This is a genomic window from Cytobacillus spartinae (assembly GCF_042865285.1).
Taxonomy (GTDB): domain Bacteria; phylum Bacillota; class Bacilli; order Bacillales; family Cytobacillaceae; genus Robertmurraya_A; species Robertmurraya_A spartinae.
The window spans coordinates 110,356-128,496 of record NZ_JBIACK010000001.1 but is presented as its reverse complement, the minus strand read 5'-3'; the positions used below and the strand labels follow the sequence as shown (position 1 = coordinate 128,496).

16 protein-coding genes are annotated in these 18,141 nt (G+C 37.1%); all 16 read right to left on the bottom strand.

All coding sequences use genetic code 11. From position 1 onward, the window contains the following. Nucleotides 1-16 precede the first annotated feature (16 nt). Complete coding sequence (locus tag ACFYKX_RS00635) at nucleotides 17-319, bottom strand: YlxQ family RNA-binding protein (RefSeq protein ID WP_389357051.1); 303 nt, start codon at nucleotides 317-319, stop codon at nucleotides 17-19. After that, the gene (rnpM, locus tag ACFYKX_RS00630) at nucleotides 319-600 is read right to left on the bottom strand and encodes an RNase P modulator RnpM (protein ID WP_389358968.1); all 282 of its coding nucleotides are present in this window, start codon (nucleotides 598-600) and stop codon (nucleotides 319-321) included. The genes ACFYKX_RS00635 and rnpM overlap by 1 nt, the downstream gene beginning before the upstream one ends. 17 nt (nucleotides 601-617) lie before the next feature. Further along, the gene (nusA, locus tag ACFYKX_RS00625) at nucleotides 618-1,760 is read right to left on the bottom strand and encodes a transcription termination factor NusA (protein ID WP_389357049.1); all 1,143 of its coding nucleotides are present in this window, start codon (nucleotides 1,758-1,760) and stop codon (nucleotides 618-620) included. Nucleotides 1,761-1,927: 167 nt separating this feature from the next. Next, nucleotides 1,928-2,398 carry a ribosome maturation factor RimP gene (gene rimP, locus ACFYKX_RS00620; protein ID WP_389357047.1) on the bottom strand — a complete coding sequence of 157 codons (471 nt, stop codon included), beginning with the start codon at nucleotides 2,396-2,398 and terminating at the stop codon, nucleotides 1,928-1,930. 415 nt (nucleotides 2,399-2,813) lie between these two features. Then, a complete protein-coding gene (locus ACFYKX_RS00615; RefSeq protein WP_389357045.1) occupies nucleotides 2,814-7,136 on the bottom strand; it encodes a PolC-type DNA polymerase III in 4,323 nt (1,440 codons plus the stop codon). Nucleotides 7,137-7,362: 226 nt separating this feature from the next. Continuing rightward, the gene (locus ACFYKX_RS00610) at nucleotides 7,363-9,066 is read right to left on the bottom strand and encodes a proline--tRNA ligase (RefSeq protein ID WP_389357043.1); all 1,704 of its coding nucleotides are present in this window, start codon (nucleotides 9,064-9,066) and stop codon (nucleotides 7,363-7,365) included. A gap of 134 nt (nucleotides 9,067-9,200) precedes the next feature. Then, nucleotides 9,201-10,460, bottom strand: coding sequence for an RIP metalloprotease RseP (gene rseP / locus ACFYKX_RS00605; RefSeq protein ID WP_389357041.1), 1,260 nt, complete (start codon nucleotides 10,458-10,460; stop codon nucleotides 9,201-9,203). Between the two features lie 13 nt (nucleotides 10,461-10,473). Next, on the bottom strand, nucleotides 10,474-11,619 hold the full coding sequence (locus tag ACFYKX_RS00600; protein ID WP_389357039.1) for a 1-deoxy-D-xylulose-5-phosphate reductoisomerase: 1,146 nt from the start codon (nucleotides 11,617-11,619) through the stop codon (nucleotides 10,474-10,476). A gap of 80 nt (nucleotides 11,620-11,699) precedes the next feature. Beyond that, complete coding sequence (locus ACFYKX_RS00595; RefSeq protein ID WP_389357037.1) at nucleotides 11,700-12,488, bottom strand: phosphatidate cytidylyltransferase; 789 nt, start codon at nucleotides 12,486-12,488, stop codon at nucleotides 11,700-11,702. A 19-nt stretch (nucleotides 12,489-12,507) separates the two neighbouring features. Further along, nucleotides 12,508-13,284, bottom strand: a complete 777-nt coding sequence (locus ACFYKX_RS00590) for an isoprenyl transferase (protein WP_389357036.1) — start codon at nucleotides 13,282-13,284, stop codon at nucleotides 12,508-12,510. A gap of 368 nt (nucleotides 13,285-13,652) precedes the next feature. Then, on the bottom strand, nucleotides 13,653-14,210 hold the full coding sequence (frr, locus tag ACFYKX_RS00585; RefSeq protein WP_389357035.1) for a ribosome recycling factor: 558 nt from the start codon (nucleotides 14,208-14,210) through the stop codon (nucleotides 13,653-13,655). Continuing rightward, the gene (gene pyrH / locus ACFYKX_RS00580; RefSeq protein WP_389357033.1) at nucleotides 14,210-14,932 is read right to left on the bottom strand and encodes a UMP kinase; all 723 of its coding nucleotides are present in this window, start codon (nucleotides 14,930-14,932) and stop codon (nucleotides 14,210-14,212) included. Before pyrH ends, frr begins: the two co-directional genes overlap by 1 nt. A 191-nt stretch (nucleotides 14,933-15,123) precedes the next feature. After that, nucleotides 15,124-16,005, bottom strand: coding sequence for a translation elongation factor Ts (gene tsf / locus ACFYKX_RS00575; RefSeq protein WP_389357031.1), 882 nt, complete (start codon nucleotides 16,003-16,005; stop codon nucleotides 15,124-15,126). A 176-nt stretch (nucleotides 16,006-16,181) separates the two neighbouring features. Next, the gene (rpsB, locus tag ACFYKX_RS00570) at nucleotides 16,182-16,883 is read right to left on the bottom strand and encodes a 30S ribosomal protein S2 (protein WP_389357029.1); all 702 of its coding nucleotides are present in this window, start codon (nucleotides 16,881-16,883) and stop codon (nucleotides 16,182-16,184) included. 147 nt (nucleotides 16,884-17,030) lie between these two features. Then, nucleotides 17,031-17,678 carry a hypothetical protein gene (locus ACFYKX_RS00565; RefSeq protein WP_389357027.1) on the bottom strand — a complete coding sequence of 216 codons (648 nt, stop codon included), beginning with the start codon at nucleotides 17,676-17,678 and terminating at the stop codon, nucleotides 17,031-17,033. Between the two features lie 103 nt (nucleotides 17,679-17,781). Continuing rightward, on the bottom strand, nucleotides 17,782-18,102 hold the full coding sequence (locus ACFYKX_RS00560; protein ID WP_389357025.1) for a hypothetical protein: 321 nt from the start codon (nucleotides 18,100-18,102) through the stop codon (nucleotides 17,782-17,784). Nucleotides 18,103-18,141 lie beyond the last annotated feature (39 nt).

Here is an 18,141-nt window from a genome sequence, read left to right as displayed (position 1 = left end):
TACACCCCCGCTAGATTTAATCGAGCAACGTCATTAGCTTTTTGGCAAATCCCTCATCTAGAACAGCCACTACTACGCGGGCTTCTTTTCCAATCGCTTGACCGAGTAAAAAACGGTTTTCTACAATTTTATAAGGAATGTTATAGGATTTGCATTTGTCAGTCACTTTTTTACTCGTATTTGCGGATGCGTCCGCAGAAAGCAAAACAAGCTTTGCTTTACCGTTACGTATTTCCTTAACGGAAAGCTCCTCACCAGAAATAATTTTACGCGCTCGATTGGCTAAGCCAAGCAATGACATCCATTTATTTGTACTCATTAGGATAGTCGATTCTCTTTCCCTATTAACTCTAAAAGCTCGTCATAAACCGAATCTTCTACAGTTACTTCTAGATGATTTTTTAATACATTTTTCTTTTTTGCTAATAGAACAGCTTCTTTATCTTTCGATAGATAAGCTCCTCGACCAGACTTCTTCCCCGTTAAATCAATGGAGACTTCCCCATCTTTGGAGCGAACGATGCGAACTAATTCTTTTTTTGGCTTCATTTCACCAGTTGCAACACATTTTCGCATTGGAACTTTTTTTCGATTGTTCACCATCATTCACCTCCTTCTTATTCTAAATCCTCATTAAAATCTAAGTTTAAGTCTGTATCTGTATCAATATCAGAATCTTCATCGTCGAATGATAGAATGCCTTCTTCACGTGGATAAATACCAGCTTCTCTAGCATCAGATTCTGATTTAATATCAATTTTCCACCCTGTTAGCTTTGCTGCAAGCCTCGCATTTTGACCTCTTTTACCAATCGCAAGAGAAAGCTGATAATCAGGGACTACAACGGTTGTACCCTTTTCTTCTTCGTTCACAATAACGTCAAGAACTTTTGAAGGGCTTAACGCATTTGCTACAAAGACAACAGGGTCTTCTGACCATTTAACGATGTCGATTTTTTCACCCTTTAACTCATTAACAACTGCTTGAACACGGGTACCTTTTGGTCCAACACATGAACCAACAGGATCTACTTCTGAATTATCTGAATGAACCGATATTTTAGAACGGTCCCCTGCTTCACGAGCAACTGATTTAATCTCAACTGTTCCATCATAGATTTCAGGAACTTCGATTTCGAACAATCTTTTTAGTAATCCTGGGTGAGTTCTTGATACAAAAATCTGTGGACCTTTAGTCGTCTTTTCAACTTTTGTAATAAAGACTTTAATTCGATCATGTGGTTTGTATCTCTCATTAGGCATCTGTTCATTCGCCGGCAAAATCGCTTCAATCTTTCCTAAGCTAACATAAATGAATTTAGAATCTAATCGTTGTACAATACCAGTCATGATGTCTTCTTCGCGGTCAATAAACTCTGAATAAATAATGCCTCTTTCTGCTTCACGGACGCGCTGTGTTACCACTTGTTTAGCTGTTTGGGCAGCAATTCTTCCAAAATCCTTTGGAGTAACCTCTAATTCGACTACGTCCTCTACTTGGTAATTTGGATTAATTCTTTGTGCTTCCTCTAGAGAAATTTCAAGACGTGGATCAAACACTTCCTCTACTACTTCTTTTCGAGCAAATACTCTCATCGTTCCCGAACCGAGGTTCAAATCAATACGCACATTTTGAGCTTGATTAAAATTTCGGCGGTATGCAGAAATAAGGGCAGCTTCAATCGCTTCAATAATTACATCTCGAGATATCCCTTTTTCTTTTTCAAGTAACGTCAGAGCATCTAATAATTCACTGCTCATGAAATTGTATCCCCCTTTAACTCTCTTAAGTCTCTCGTTTCGAGTTTTTCTTCAAGATATTATGTTTTGAATGAATCATCATCTTGTACTATTAAATCCTTGTTCATCTTTACAACAATCGTTTTACCTAGTTGTCATTTCAAAGAGGATAGATTGGTAATATTCAATTAACTGAATGTAACAGCTAAACGCGCACTAGCAACCTTTGCGTAAGGTATCTCAACGGTCTTAGTTCTAGTTTTAATTTTCATATCTACAGTAACCGTCTCACCATCAAAACCTTTTAGTACGCCCTCGAATGCTTTTTCTCCATCTATTGGTTCATAGGTTTTAATAAAAACGTTCTTACCGATTGCTTTTTCAAAATCCTTCTCTTTCTTTAAAGGGCGTTCAGCTCCAGGAGATGATACTTCTAGAAAGTAGTTATACGGTATCGGGTCTAATTCATCTAGCTTTTCACTTAACCTTTCACTAACAAGACCACACTCTTCAATGTCAACACCATTTTCTTTATCAATAAATACGCGAAGAAACCAACTTTTTCCTTCTTTTACATATTCGATATCGACTAACTCCAAATTTAGTTCATTAACAATAGGGGTGGCTAAGCTTTCGACTACTTCAATTACTTTACTCATGATTTCCCTCCTCACGTACTTTCTGTAGCCCGTTCTTTAATTTTGTGCGCTAATTTAAAATGGTTAATGCTCTTTTTCGCAAAATCTTCTTGTCACAGTAAAGTTGTTGGACACTGAAGTTATTAGTGACTTAAAACAATATTTGTCCTCCAAAGAACAAGATATTAATTAAATTATGTACGAAAACAGCTATGATAAAAAAGTCTACACAACACGAAAGAGTGGGGTGACCCCACTCTTGGTTACGAGAGTTAACGTTAGTATTTCCAATAAAACTATACCATAACCATATTTTTAATGCAAATGGAATAGCTGTAAACCAAGGGGTGACAGCTATTCCTATATGGTTTGTTCTTACAACTTTCAAGTATTAGGATACGTAAATTTCTCCTAAGGTATGGTTAAGACGTTGTTGTTAAAACAGTGATAATTGATTTTGATCAGGTAAAGACTCTAAACATCCAAGATTATCAAGATATTCTAGAATTGTTTTAGAAACTCTTCCACGTTGCTGTAGGTCTTCTTTCGAAAGGAATTCCCCATCTTCTCTAGCTTTAACAATATTTAGCGCTACGTTCGTTCCAAGTCCCGGGATTGAGTTAAACGGAGGGATTAATGAATTCCCATCGATGATAAATTCCGATGCACTTGAACGGTATAGGTCTACCTTTTTAAATGAGAAACCACGCTCATTCATTTCTAAAGCTAACTCAAGAACGGTCATCAAGTTTTTCTCTTTCGTAGAAGCATCTAATCCTTTAGAATTGATTTCTTCTACTTTTGCTCTAATTGCCTGTGACCCCTTTACCATTGCTTCTATATCAAAGTCCTCTGCTCGAACAGTAAAGTATGCTGCGTAATATAGAAGCGGATGATGAACCTTAAAGTAAGCAATCCTCACGGCCATTAATACGTATGCGGCTGCGTGAGCTTTAGGGAACATGTATTTGATTTTCTTACATGAGTCAATATACCATTCCGGTACCTCGTTCTTACGCATTTCTTCTTCCATATCATCAGATAAACCTTTACCTTTACGAACGGACTCCATGATTTTAAAAGCAAATGATGGCTCTAATCCTTGATAGATCAAATATACCATGATGTCATCACGACAACCGATTACTTCACTTAAGGTACAAATATTGTTATGGATAAGCTCTTGAGCATTGCCAAGCCATACGTCAGTTCCATGGGATAGACCAGATATTTGAACTAACTCAGAAAAGGTAGTCGGTTTTGTATCCTCAAGCATTTGTCTAACAAATCGAGTACCAAACTCAGGAATCCCGTATGTTCCTGTTTTACACATAATTTGTTCTTCCGATACTCCAAGGGCCTCTGTACCACTAAATATTTTCATAACCTCTGGATCGTCAGTTGGAATCGTCTTTGGATCGATTCCACTTAAATCTTGAAGCATACGAATAACGGTCGGATCATCGTGCCCTAGTATATCAAGCTTTAGTAAATTATCATGAATAGAATGGAAGTCAAAATGAGTTGTTTTCCACTCTGACGTACGATCATCAGCAGGGAATTGAATAGGCGTAAAATCAAAAATATCCATATAATCTGGAACTACGATGATTCCCCCTGGATGCTGTCCAGTTGTCCGTTTTACTCCTGTACAACCAGAGGCAAGCCGTTCAATTTCAGCACCACGTAGCGTAAGATTATGGTCTTGCTGATACGCTTTAACATAACCGAACGCTGTTTTATCAGCTACAGTACCGATCGTTCCGGCACGATAAACATAATCTTCACCAAATAGAACCTTCGTATAGTTATGAGCACGAGGCTGATATTCACCTGAGAAGTTTAGATCGATATCGGGAACTTTATCTCCTTTAAATCCAAGGAAAGTCTCAAACGGAATATCATGTCCGTCTTTTTTATATACACCGCCGCAATTAGGGCAATCCTTATCAGGTAAATCAAATCCTGACCCAACCGATCCGTCATTGAAAAACTCTGAATGTTTGCAATGAGGGCAAACATAATGCGGTGGCAATGGATTTACTTCTGTAATTTCTGTCATCGTTGCTACAAGAGAGGATCCTACTGAACCACGAGAACCAACTAAGTAACCGTCATCTAGCGATTTTTTAACAAGTTTATGAGAAATTAAGTAAATAACCGCAAATCCATGACCAATAATACTTTTTAGCTCTTTTTCCAGTCGAGCTTCTACAATCTCTGGAAGGTCATCGCCGTAGATTCGTTTGGCCATCGAATAACTTAAATTTCTCATTTCTTCATCAGCGCCTTCAATTTTAGGCGTATAAAGGTCATCTTTAATTGGTTTGATAACTTCTATCATATCAGCAATTTTATTACTGTTAGTGACAACAAGTTCCTTCGCTTTTTCTTTACCTAAAAACTGAAAAGCTTCTAGCATTTCATTGGTTGTTCTAAAGTGAACATCTGGTAATTGGTGTCGATTTAATGGATTTGCCCCGCCTTGAGAGCTAATCAATATTTTTCGATAAATCTTATCATTTGGATTTAGATAATGAGTGTTACCTGTCGCCACGACTGGAATGTTAAGTTGATCACCGAGGCTTACGATATTTTTAATGATATCCTCTAAGGCATGCTCATCCTGAACAAGCTCCAACTCTATTAGATGTGCATAAACCTGCTTTGGATGAACCTCAATATAATCGTAAAATCTAGCTGTTGCTTCCACTTCCTCAGGGGCTTTTTGCATCATCCCTTCGAATACTTCTCCTTTATCACACCCCGAACCAACAATGATTCCCTCCCTATGTTTTTGAAGGACCGATCTTGGAATTCGAGGCACTCGGTAGAAATAATTCAAATGAGAAATGGAAATGAGCTTAAACAGATTCTTAAGCCCCTTTTCGTTTTGTGCAAGTAACGTACAATGATAAGGCCGTGCACGTTGGTATGCATTCCCTTTCCCCATATTGTCATTAAATTGATCATGGTATTCAATACCTTGCTCGTGTGCATCTTTTAACATTTTCATTAATAGATATCCTGTTGCCTCAGCATCATAGATCGCACGGTGATGTTGGGTAAGTTCAACATCAAATTTTTTCGCAAGTGTATTTAGACGATGATTTTTCATTTCTGGGTATAGGAAACGGGCTAGTTCAAGGGTATCAATAACCGGATTGGTCGCCTTTTCTATCCCTGCTTTTTTATAACCTACATTTAAGAATCCCATATCAAATGATGCATTATGAGCAACGAACACACAGTCTTCAGCCCATTGATGGAATCTGTGGAGTACTTCCTCCACTTCTGGTGCATCTCTTACCATATCGTCCGTAATCCCCGTTAAGTCAATCGTTGTTGCGGATAACGGATGGTGTGGATTCGCAAATGCTTCAAATCGGTCTATTATTTCTCCGTCTTTAATTTTTACAGCGGCTAATTCGATAATTGTATTGTATACGGCTGAAAGTCCTGTCGTCTCTACGTCGAACACTACATACGTGTCATCGGCCAGTAGTCGGTGAGCATCATTATAAGCAATTGGCACTCCATCATCGACTAAGTTAACTTCAACACCATATAAAATTTTTATATCATTTTTCTTTCCTGCACTATAAGCCTCAGGGAACGACTGAGCAACGGCATGGTCTGTTATTGCTATCGCTTTATGGCCCCACTTTTTTGCCTGGCTGACTAAAGAACTAACAGAGCTGACAGCATCCATTTGACTCATTGGAGTGTGAAGGTGTAGCTCCACTCGCTTCTCATCTTCTGGTGCAGTGTCCTTTCGCTCTATTGGCTTCATTTCATTTATGTCATTTCCGATCATGACCAAATCACGCACAAAGGTATCGTTTTGGATGCTACCTCGAACCTTTAGCCACATTCCTTTTTGAACTCGTTGGTATAGAGCAGCATCCTCTTTATCACGAGAGAACATCTTTACCATAATCGAGCTTGAGTAATCGGTAACTTTAAAGGTTAATAGAGTTCTACCGCTTCGCAGTTCTTTTGTTTCTGCAGCAAAAACATATCCTTCTATCGCAATTCGTCGCTCTTCATCAACAATTTCTTCTATCTTTCTAAAATCAGCATCGTCCTTAATCGTTAATCCAATGGTTAAAGGACCAGATGGTTGTCCACTATCAGCAGATTCTTTTTCTGCCTCCTGTTTCTCCATCTCGATAAGTGCTTGTAAGCCTCTTTCTTGATCTTCTTTTTGTTTTGCCTTTAAAAATGCTTCATATTGTTCCGTAGAGGAATCACTATTAACTTCAGTATCAATTACAAGGGCCGGAAACCCAAACTGTTGATAAGCATCACTAATAATCGTTGCATATTTTCTTTTAATTGCTAGTCCTTCAAGTTCATTCCCAACACTGATTGTGAGCTTATTCCCCTGTACTTTAGGAACTTGTTCATTTAATAATTTTATTAAAGGTGGGGAAATTCCATCTAGCTCTTGAACACAAGTATTCCAATACTCTAGAAGTATTTCTTGTGAGATCTGTTGGTCCTTAACGTTTATAGCGTAGGAGATCGTCGCAATATGTGAGAAAGTTTTTTGTAATTTATCTGTGAACTGAATCAGGACCTTACAAGGCAGTATTTTTTCAAATAAAAAATGAAAATGCCATCTCTTTGCTTGCTTTTCGATTACGACTTTTTCAATTTCAGCATTCGAAAAGTATTCCACAAAAGCATTTTCCGTAAGTTGAAGCTGCTGGAGCAAAAGTTGGAATCGCTCTTTTCTACCTGAAGCATCGCTCATCAACCTCTCTCCCCTCCATCAAAATAATATCTAATATAAGATGTACAAGTATTAGCAAAGGTTATTATAACATAAAAGAAAAAGGAGTTAGGTGAGGAAATAAAAAATATATCTTTGCTAAATTTAACAAATTGCGCTAGGGGTCTTCCTTAAAGCTTCCATCACCATTTCCAAAAATGTTAAACTTCAAAATGAAAAAGCGGGCTCCAAAGAACCCGCTTTTTCATTATAAACTTGAGATTATGTTCGTAATGGTTTGTAGTAAATCGTCCTTATGAACCTCTTGCATCTCACCTGTTTTACGAACTTTAACCTCTACAACCCCTTCAGAGGCTTTTTTCCCAACTGTTATTCTGACAGGCAGTCCGATTAAATCTGAATCAGCAAATTTAACACCTGGACGCTCCTGTCTATCGTCCATTAATACTTCATAGCGATTTTGTTTAAAGGTAGAATATAGCTCCTCAGCTAGGTTTGCTTGACTTTCGTCTTTCATATTAATTGGAATAAGATGAAGGTCGTATGGAGCAATGTTAACTGGCCAAACTAATCCACTCTCATCATTAAATTGTTCAGCAATAGCTGCCATTGTTCTTGAAACCCCGATACCGTAACAGCCCATAATCATCGGCTGTGTTCTGCCATTTTCGTCTAAGTAAGTAGCATTCATTGCTTCACTGTACCTAGTTCCTAATTTAAAGACATGCCCAACTTCAATCCCTTTTGCAAACAGGATTGTTCCGTTCCCATCCGGTGATGGATCCCCTTCTTTAATGAAACGAAGATCAGCGTAACGATTTACTTGGAAATCTCTTTCTGGATTAACATTCACAAAATGATAATCCTCTTCGTTTGCCCCGCAAACAGCGTTGACAACAGCTTCTACCGCATGGTCAGCAACAATCTCTACATTTTCAGTTTTAATAGGACCTAATGATCCTACAGAGCATCCTAATATTTCTTTTGTTTCTTCAGCCGTTGCTAACTCAACAGTAGCTGCCTCGAATAAATTTTTAAGTTTAATATCGTTTACTTCATGATCACCGCGTACTAGAACTAAAACGTACTGCTCGTCCACTTTAAAAAGAAGTGATTTAATGCACAGACTAGCTTCTACATTAAGAAATGCAGAAACCTCTTCAATTGTTTTTTGATTTTCAGTATGAACTTTTTCAAGATCCTTTAATGAATCCGTGCTTTTCTCGTACTTAACGTTAACCGGAGCCATCTCAATATTAGCTGCAAAATCAGATGAATCAGAATATGCGATTGTATCTTCGCCAACATCTGATAACACCATGAATTCATGGGTATCCTTCCCACCCATTGCACCAGAATCAGCAATAACTGCTCTGAAGTTTAATCCGCAACGTGAGAACACATTGGAATATGCCTTATATAACTTATCATATACTTCGTCTAATGATTCTTGTGATGAATGAAACGAATAGGCATCCTTCATGATAAATTCGCGGCCACGAAGTAAACCAAAACGCGGGCGTTTTTCATCACGAAACTTCGTTTGAATTTGATAGAGTGTTAAAGGCAATCTTTTATATGATTTTACTTCATCGCGAACTAGGCTTGTGATGACTTCCTCATGAGTTGCCCCAAGAGCAAAGTCTCGATCATGACGATCCTTCAATCGCATTAATTCAGGACCATATGAATACCAACGTCCTGATTCCTGCCAAAGTTCTGCTTGTTGCATAGCCGGCATTAGTAGCTCAGCAGCACCCGCATTATCCATTTCTTCACGAACGATCGTTTCAATTTTCTGCAATACTCTTTTTGCTAATGGCATGTAGCTATATATACCACTTGCATTTTGTCTCATAAAGCCAGCTCTTAATAGCAATTGATGGCTTTTAATTTCTGCATCTGCTGGAACTTCCCTAAGAGTAGGAATTAGCGTCGTACTTTGCTTCATCTATTTGCACCTCATTTAATAGCTTCTAAAATTTTTTTATTTGTGTCATTATAGGAAAAATTGAATGTAGAAAAGTGTCTAGGCTACCCTTGTAGGATAGCCATAGTGTTCACACTTTAGAATTTATCTAACTTTTACAAGAAGAATCGTTGAATATCATTCCAAGTAACAACTAGCATTAATAGCATTAGTAAAGCAAATCCGATAAAATGGACCATTCCTTCTTTATGCCGATCAATCGGTTTACCTCTAACTGCTTCAACAGCGAAAAACATAAGTCTTCCACCGTCCAATGCTGGAATTGGAAGTAAGTTCATAATTCCTAGGTTGATACTTAAAATCCCTGCCCATTTCATTAAATAATAGATTCCTGATTTAGCTACGGTATCTGTTGATACATAGATTCCAACTGGACCAGAAAGAGCGTCGATTGAGAATTGCCCCGTAATTAATTTTCCTAACATGGAGAAAATCTCAGTAGTCCAGAAATAAACTTCTTTAACTCCATAAACGACTGATTTTACAGGAGATTTTTCCATCGGGCTATATACGCCAATAATCCCAATTTTTTCACCTTCAATTTCCTGCTCCTTTGGCGTAATTGGAAGTGTCATCTCTTGTCCTTCACGTTCAATAATAAATTCTAGTTCATTCCCCGGATTCTTACGGATCACTTCGACCACATCGGACCAGCTTGAAATCTCTGCTCCATCTACACTGTGGACGATATCGCCTTCTTTAAGTCCACCTTCTAACGCAGCACCTTCAGGAGTAAGTTTTCCTAACATTGGCTCGTTTGTTGGTATGCCTTGAAGGAGAGCAATTAATATAAATAGAACGCCTGCTAGCACAAAGTTCATCATCGGACCAGCAAAAATAGCCATCGTTCTTTGACCTAATGTCTTAGAAGCAAACTGTCTATCGTAAGGAGCTAAGAGGGTCTCCACACCATTTTCAACTAAATGCGCTTTTCGGCTAATCGGAAACGATTTTAAGAGCTCGTCTTCCCCTTCTTCATAACCTTTAATAACTAAGTCATGCTCAATATCCGCGTATTCAACTTCAATAATTCTGGCATCTGGATATTTTTCTTTGTTATTAAGGATGATTTTTGTAACTTCCTCATTTTTATTAAATAATAGCCCCACACGAAAACCTGGTTTGATTTCGACCATTTCAGGGTCTTCTCCAGCCATCCTGACAAATCCACCGATAGGCAGTAATCTGATGGTATAAACCGTTTCCCCTTTTTTATGAGAAAAGACCTTCGGACCCATACCTATAGCAAATTCCCGACATAGAATTCCAGCTCTTTTAGCAAAAATAAAATGTCCTAATTCATGAAAAAATACAAGTGCTCCAAAAATGATGATAAAGGCTAATACTGTACTCAATTTTTAACCACCTTTATTTTAGAAGTGAGTTTACATATGTGCGCGTCTCTTGATCAACCTCTTGAATCAATGAAAGACTTGGTGTTTGAATACTATGATGATTTTCTAGTGCTTTTTCTATTAAATCTTCAATCTGCAAGAAGGTAATTTTCCCTGACAAGAAGGCCTCAACGGCTGCTTCATTTGCAGCATTTAGTACAGTAGGTAAAGTGCCTCCTTTTTTACCAGCTTCAAAAGCAAACTGTAAACAACGGAATCTCTCGAAATCCATTTTCTTGAAGTTCAATTGTCCAATCTCAGCTAAGTTTAATCGATTAGCTGAAGGTAAAGGTAGGCGATCTGGATAGGTTAAAGCATATTGGATAGGAACTCGCATATCTGGTGTTCCTAGTTGAGCAATGATACTACTGTCATGGAATTCAATCATCGAGTGAATGATACTTTCTTTATGAAGAAGCACCTCAATTTTTTCATATGGCATCGCAAAAAGCCAATGTGCTTCAATCACTTCGAGTCCTTTATTCATCATCGTTGCTGAATCGATGGTTATCTTTGCTCCCATTGACCAGTTTGGGTGATTTAAAGCTTGTTCAACTGTTACGTGTTCTAGTTCTGCGCGGGTGCGATCCCTAAAGCTCCCCCCCGATGCAGTCAGTATTAGCTTTTCAATATTTTTTTCTTTTTCACCCTGTAATGCCTGATAAATAGCGGAATGTTCACTATCAACTGGAAGTAACGTAACGCCGTGCTTTTCAGCTGCATCCATCACTAGATGCCCAGCAGTAACTAGAGTCTCTTTATTTGCTATCGCTATGGTTTTCTTCGCCTCGATTGCTTGCAATGTAGGTTGTAGACCCACACTACCTAGAATGGCATTTACTAGTATATCAGACTTATGGAAAGTAGCTACTTCTACTAAGCCCCCCTGTCCATAAGAAATGTTCAGATTCGGAAATTCAGCTCTTAAAGTTTCAGCTGAAGCTTTTTCACTAACAGAAACTAATTCTGGTTTAAACTCTAGAATTATTTTTCTAGTCAGCTCCAAATTACGCCCTACAGAGATCGCATTGAGTTTAAATTCTTCACTATGCTCTCTTATTATATCTAACGTTTGGGTTCCAATAGATCCTGTTGCCCCTAACAAACTAATGCACTTCACCAAATTCAACTCCGATTAGATTTTCGAAACTATTTTATGTATTAGAAATACCAACTACCACACTTCTTCATCAAAATGTATTAGAGAAGATTGAAAAAGTGTAGAAGCGGCCAAACAAATAATAAACTATCAAATCTATCTAGTATACCACCATGGCCTGGAAGGATTGTTCCAGAATCCTTAACATCATAATGTCTCTTCAATGCAGATTCAACTAGGTCACCAACTTGGCCAAATATTGATAGTAAAATGGTAATTAATACTAACTCAATTAACGATGCTTGTATGTCTGAGAAAACAATAAACAACACAGCAACTAAAACGGCGCATATGATCCCACCGATAAAGCCTTCAATGGTTTTATTCGGGCTTATTTCAGGCCAAAGTTTATTTTTCCCGAAAGCGCGACCGATAAAATAGGCACCAGAATCCGTTGCCCAAATAATGAATAAAGAGTAAAAAATATACACTAATCCTGCTTCACGTGTTTCAATAAAATACAAAAATCCCATTCCGATATAAAGAGTAGCCATCGTTGAAAAAGCAACATCATCAAAAGTAAATCGATTTTTTGTCGCTACTGTATACGTCAAAAATAACAGTACAGCCAATAATGCAAATTCGACCTTTGTATAGTTTAGATCACTCAGTATCCCCTGGTATTGATCGGGTAAAAGAAAAATCCAAAGAACTACTAGTGAGATAAGGCCCGGTACAGAAAAAAGTTTTAAATTTCTCATTCTTAGAAGCTCATGTAAAGCAACAGAAGCTAAAAGGTATGTTAATATAACAAACGGCATACCCCCAAAAATGACAAGAGGTAAAAAGATTGCTGCTGCGATAATTGCTGTGATAATTCTTTGCTTCATTTAATTTTCAACACCTTTACTAAACTCCGCCAAAACGCCTCTGACGATTTTGAAAAACCTCAATGGCTTCAACAAGATGTTCTTCAGAAAAATCTGGCCATAGAACATCTGTAAACCAGAACTCTGTATAAGCTAGCTGCCAAAGCATAAAGTTACTTAAGCGAATTTCACCACTTGTTCTAATAAGTAAATCAGGGTCTTTCAAACCATTTGTCATTAAATAGCTTGAAAAGACATCTTCATTTAATTCATCATCCTTCATTATACCACTTTTATAATCATTTAAGACATTCTTTACAGCTTCAAGTATTTCAGCTCGACTGCCATAGTTAAGAGCAAAATTTAGAATGAGTCCATTATTATCTCTCGTATCATGTATGGCCTTTTCTAATGCGTTCAAAGTATGAGAAGGTAGATTCTCTCTATATCCCATCATCTTTACCTGAACATTTTCTTCCACTAATTCTGGTAAAAAGGACCCTAAAAATTCTTCAGGTAATTTCATTAGATAGTCTACTTCCATTTTGGGCCTTTTCCAGTTCTCTGTAGAAAAAGCATACAAGGTTAACGTCCTAACTCCAAGTTCATTAGCTAATTTCGTTATCTTACGAACGACCTTCATTCCTTCATGATGTCCAGCAATTCTTGGCATGGCTCTTTTTTTTGCCCATCTTCCATTCCCGTCCATAATAATTGCGACATGTTCAGGGACTTGTTGTTCTTTTATAGTACTTATTCGATCTCGGAGATTGGAAGAAGTGTTGTTACTTTTCCAAAGCTTCATTTTATCTAACATGGTCGGCTCCTCCATAAATAGATTATTCATATCCTCCGATAATAAAGTGACATTTTTATATAAAACTCTTGCTTTATTTTCAAAGAAACAGCCATTATATATTACTTTTGTAGACAAATATATGAACAAAGTAAATCGGCTTAACAGGGAATTAATCTATTATGTATTCATTCTATTTATGCATGTTCTTATCATACCAAAAATAAATAAAGATATCTCTATAAAAGAATATGTACAAGGACAAAAAATAAGAAGAAAAAGAATGGTGATGTCTTGAAACTATCTAATAACTTCTATTTAAAGTTGAATTATACGGACAACTCAAAAAAGAAAACCCCCTAAATTTAGAGGGTCTAAAGAATAAAAATTTATACTTCCATGATTTCTTTTTCTTTTTCTTTTGATAGCGCGTCAACTTTATTGATATGCTCATCTGTTAGCTTTTGAATATCGTCAGAGTAACTACGTTGATCATCTTCCGTAATTTCACCGTTTTTCTCAAGCTTTTTTAAATCATCATTTGCATCACGACGAATATTACGGACAGCTACTTTTGCTTCTTCAGATTCCTTCTTCACAACCTTAACTAAGTCTTTACGGCGCTCTTCTGTTAGTTGTGGAATCATAATACGAATAACACTACCATCATTCGTAGGATTAAGTCCTAAATCTGATTTTAAGATTGCTTTTTCGATTTCACCTAAAACACTCTTATCATAGGGTTGAATAACAAGTAATCTTGCTTCAGGAACAGTTACACCAGCTAATTGGTTGATAGGAGTTGGTGCTCCATAATAATCCACTGTTATTCTGTCTAAAAGTGAAGCATTTGCACGACCTGCACGAATACTCGCTAATTCTCGAGAATAAGCTTGGATTGCTTTTGACATTCTATCTTTTGCATTTGCAATAACTTGTTTTGGCATTATTTTTTCCCCCTAACAATAGTTCCAATGGTTTCACCCATAACGGCTCTTTTAATATTGCCCTGCTCCATAATTGAGAATACAATTAACGGAATATCATTATCCATACATAAAGAGGATGCTGTAGAGTCCATAACAGCTAAACCTTCTTTTAACACATCTAAATATGATAATTCGTCATACTTCTTAGCATTCTTATCAACTCTAGGGTCTGCTGAGTAAACCCCGTCTACATTGTTTTTTGCCATTAAAATAACTTCTGCTTCAATTTCAGCCGCACGTAATGCTGCCGTAGTATCTGTTGAGAAATAAGGATTTCCTGTACCCGCAGCAAAAATCACGACGCGTTTCTTTTCAAGATGACGAATTGCACGTCTACGGATATAAGGTTCTGCCACCTGTCTCATCTCAATAGAAGTTTGTACTCGTGTTTCAACACCAGATTGTTCAAGACTATCTTGAAGTGCTAGTGAGTTCATTACAGTCGCTAGCATACCCATATAATCGGCATTTGCTCTATCCATACCCATTTCTTCGCCGATTTTACCACGCCAGATGTTTCCGCCACCTACTACTACTGCAACCTCTACATCTAAATCAGCTAATTCTTTTACTTGGCTAGCTACAGATTTGATTACAGAAGGATTAATTCCAAAGCCTTGTTCGCCTGCTAATGCTTCACCACTTAATTTTAAGACAACGCGTTTGTATTTAGGACCCATTAGAACCTCCATATGTATATTGAAAACTCTATTTCTTGAAAAACAGGGAACACTATGTGTCCCCTGGATCATTCATCAGTCAAAGTTATTCTATTTTAAGATTCGCTTAAAATAGTACTTCATACTAGAAAAATATCAGCAAGGCCCAAAGATCCTTATTAGATATTCATGAAGTGATAACTGATTCAATATTATTTCTTAACTTGGTTCATTACTTCTTCAGCGAAGTTATCTTCACGCTTTTCGATACCTTCTCCAACTTCAAAGCGGATGAACTCACGAACTTTTCCGCCTTTAGACGCAACGAATTGTCCAACCTTTTGATCTGGATTCTTAACGAAAGCTTGGTCGTTTACACAAACATCTTCAAAATATTTGCTTAGGCGTCCTTCTACCATTTTAGCAACGATGTTTTCAGGCTTACCTTCATTTAATGCTTGTTGTGTTAAAACTTGACGCTCACGCTCAACTTCTTCTTGAGATACTTCGTCACGTGATACATATTTAGGATTTAATGCAGCAATGTGCATTGACACATCTTTAGCAGCGTCTTCATCTGTAGTTCCTTCAAGTACAGATAATACCCCAATACGTCCACCCATGTGTAGGTAAGCACCAAAAGCATCGTTATCGCCTTTAGTTACGATTTGGAAGCGACGAAGAGTTAATTTTTCTCCAATTTTAGCGATAGCTGCATTAATATGAGCTTCTACAGTTGCACCATTTTCCATCGTTTGTCCAGTTGCTTCTTCAACAGTTGCAGGCTTGTTAGCAAGTAGGAAATCTCCTAATTCTCTTACTAAAGTTTGGAAACCTTCGTTCTTAGCAACAAAGTCAGTTTCAGAGTTAACTTCTAGAATAACTGCTTCGTTTCCTTCTACCTTAATTGAAGATAAACCTTCAGCGGCGATACGATCGCCTTTCTTAGCAGCCTTAGCAATACCCTTTTCACGAAGATAATCGATTGCTTTTTCCATATCACCTTCAGTTTCTGTTAATGCGTTTTTACAATCTAACATACCAGCACCAGTTTTTTCACGAAGTTCTTTTACCATTTGTGCAGTAATAGCCATAATGAGTAATTCCTCCTTAATTCTATGTATTATTATTTTTTGCAAGCTTTTCAAAAGCTAATCAATCGTTGTAAAGTTTTTCTTTGCTTGTAATGATTTATGATTAAATAAACCACTGTCTTTAAAAAAAGGTGATAAAGGGGAGCGCCCTCTAATCACCTTTATATGTTAATTAATTAAGCAGTAGTAACTTCTTCGCCTTGTTTCGCTTCTAAAATAGCGTCTGCCATTTTAGCAGTTAATAGTTTAACTGCACGAATTGCGTCATCGTTCGCAGGGATTACTACATCGATTTCATCTGGATCACAGTTAGTATCAACGATTCCTACGATTGGGATGTTCAATTTGTGAGCTTCAGCAACAGCGATACGCTCTTTACGTGGATCGATGATGAATAATGCATCAGGAAGCACCTTCATATCTTTAATTCCACCTAAGAATTTTTCTAAACGCTCTAGCTCTTTCTTTAATTGAACAACTTCTTTCTTAGGAAGTACGTCGAAAGTTCCATCTTCAGCCATTCTTTCGATATCTTTTAAACGTGCAATACGCTTTTGAATTGTTTCGAAGTTTGTTAAAGTACCACCTAACCAACGTTGGTTAACATAGTATTGACCTGAACGGATTGCTTCTTCTTTAACTGAATCTTGAGCTTGCTTTTTAGTACCTACGAAAAGAACTGTACCACCGTTAGCAGCTAATTCTTTTACCCAGTTATAAGCTTCTTCAACCTTTTTAACTGTTTTTTGTAGGTCGATGATGTAAATGCCGTTACGCTCAGTGAAGATATATTTCTTCATTTTTGGGTTCCAACGGCGAGTTTGGTGTCCGAAGTGTACACCAGCTTCAAGCAATTGCTTCATTGAAATTACTGACATGTTTTTTTCCTCCTAATGGTTTTGTTTTCCTCCGCTCATTTCAACTCTAATCAAAAACTGTTTAAAACAGCACCATTTGACTAAATCCATGAACGTGTGTATTAACACCAAGAGTTAATATAGCATAAGTTCGACTGACTTTGCAAGTTATTCTTGGCTAATTTGACGAAATTTGAGTAAAAGTTCTATTTCGGTTTTACCCTTATTTAATTTACGGGCAATCTCCTCTTCATTAAACCCTTGTTTTTTAAGGAGTAAAACTTGATTCAAAAGGGACTGCATATACAAATCACTTGTAGATTTCTTTTCCTGTATATTTACCTCTGGAACCTCTTCACTTTTATTAAATTTCATTTCTTCTTTAAGGGGTGTGATGTTATTTATATCTTCATCAACAATAAGAGGGGGTATTTTATTAATATCCTCTTCATCAGTTAGATTAACATCTATTTCCCTAGTACTTGCCTTCTTATAAGCTTTAGAGGCCTGAAATGCCATAGCTTTGCGATAGGTGCCAGCTTGATTGTTTACTTGATCACTTGAAAGATGTTTTGGCGCAGCAGGTTTATCCTCTATATTCTGTTTTTCGACCTTACTATTTGGTTGTACTACCACTTCTTCTTTTGCTATTTTATTGCTTTGTTTTTCTTGTGCAATTATAGGTCGATTTAGATTGATTTCTTTTACCTTCTGTAAAAACTTTTCATTCTCGTCTTTCATTTCGATTAGATACGTAGAAATAACATCTTCCATATCTCGTATCATTTTGTCATGTTTTTTTTCAACGAGTAACAAACGATTTTGTCTTAGGAATAGAATGATAATTGCAAATAAGGCTATGATATTTAGAAGCAAGCTTATAAATAATAAAAATGTAGTCATAAGTAATCCAAACCCTCTATCCGCTAAAGTCAAAAAGAGTACCTTTGTAAGGGTGTTGTTCTTTTGCTTTATCTTTATCTTTATCTTTCTCTTGGTCTTTATCTTGTTTTTGTTGATACATTGACTGATTATGCTTTTGATCAAATTGCTGAAGGTGAGCACGGTCTTTCTGCTCTTGTTTTAGTACTGTGCTTCTCTTTTTATCCTCTTCCCTTTGAACACTTTGAGCAGCATAGTCATTATGTAGCTGTCCTCTTTGTTGGGCCTGTTCTTGTAGTTTTCCTGCTTCATAGGTTCTCGGAAGCGCAATCTGCATTTCAATTAACTTGAGACTCAAAATGGCCACTTCCTTTATAATTAGACTTTTTTACTATTC

Excerpts from the sequence above, each read along its gene's own strand:
- ACFYKX_RS00635 (WP_389357051.1), bottom strand. The coding sequence starts at position 319 with ATGAGTACAAATAAATGGATGTCATTGCTTGGCTTAGCCAATCGAGCG.
- nusA (WP_389357049.1), bottom strand. The coding sequence starts at position 1,760 with ATGAGCAGTGAATTATTAGATGCTCTGACGTTACTTGAAAAAGAAAAA.
- rimP (WP_389357047.1), bottom strand. The coding sequence starts at position 2,398 with ATGAGTAAAGTAATTGAAGTAGTCGAAAGCTTAGCCACCCCTATTGTT.
- ACFYKX_RS00615 (WP_389357045.1), bottom strand. The coding sequence starts at position 7,136 with ATGAGCGATGCTTCAGGTAGAAAAGAGCGATTCCAACTTTTGCTCCAG.
- ACFYKX_RS00610 (WP_389357043.1), bottom strand. The coding sequence starts at position 9,066 with ATGAAGCAAAGTACGACGCTAATTCCTACTCTTAGGGAAGTTCCAGCA.
- ACFYKX_RS00595 (WP_389357037.1), bottom strand. The coding sequence starts at position 12,488 with ATGAAGCAAAGAATTATCACAGCAATTATCGCAGCAGCAATCTTTTTA.
- ACFYKX_RS00590 (WP_389357036.1), bottom strand. The coding sequence starts at position 13,284 with ATGTTAGATAAAATGAAGCTTTGGAAAAGTAACAACACTTCTTCCAAT.
- frr (WP_389357035.1), bottom strand. The coding sequence starts at position 14,210 with ATGCCAAAACAAGTTATTGCAAATGCAAAAGATAGAATGTCAAAAGCA.
- pyrH (WP_389357033.1), bottom strand. The coding sequence starts at position 14,932 with ATGGGTCCTAAATACAAACGCGTTGTCTTAAAATTAAGTGGTGAAGCA.
- tsf (WP_389357031.1), bottom strand. The coding sequence starts at position 16,005 with ATGGCTATTACTGCACAAATGGTAAAAGAACTTCGTGAAAAAACTGGT.
- rpsB (WP_389357029.1), bottom strand. The coding sequence starts at position 16,883 with ATGTCAGTAATTTCAATGAAGCAATTGCTTGAAGCTGGTGTACACTTC.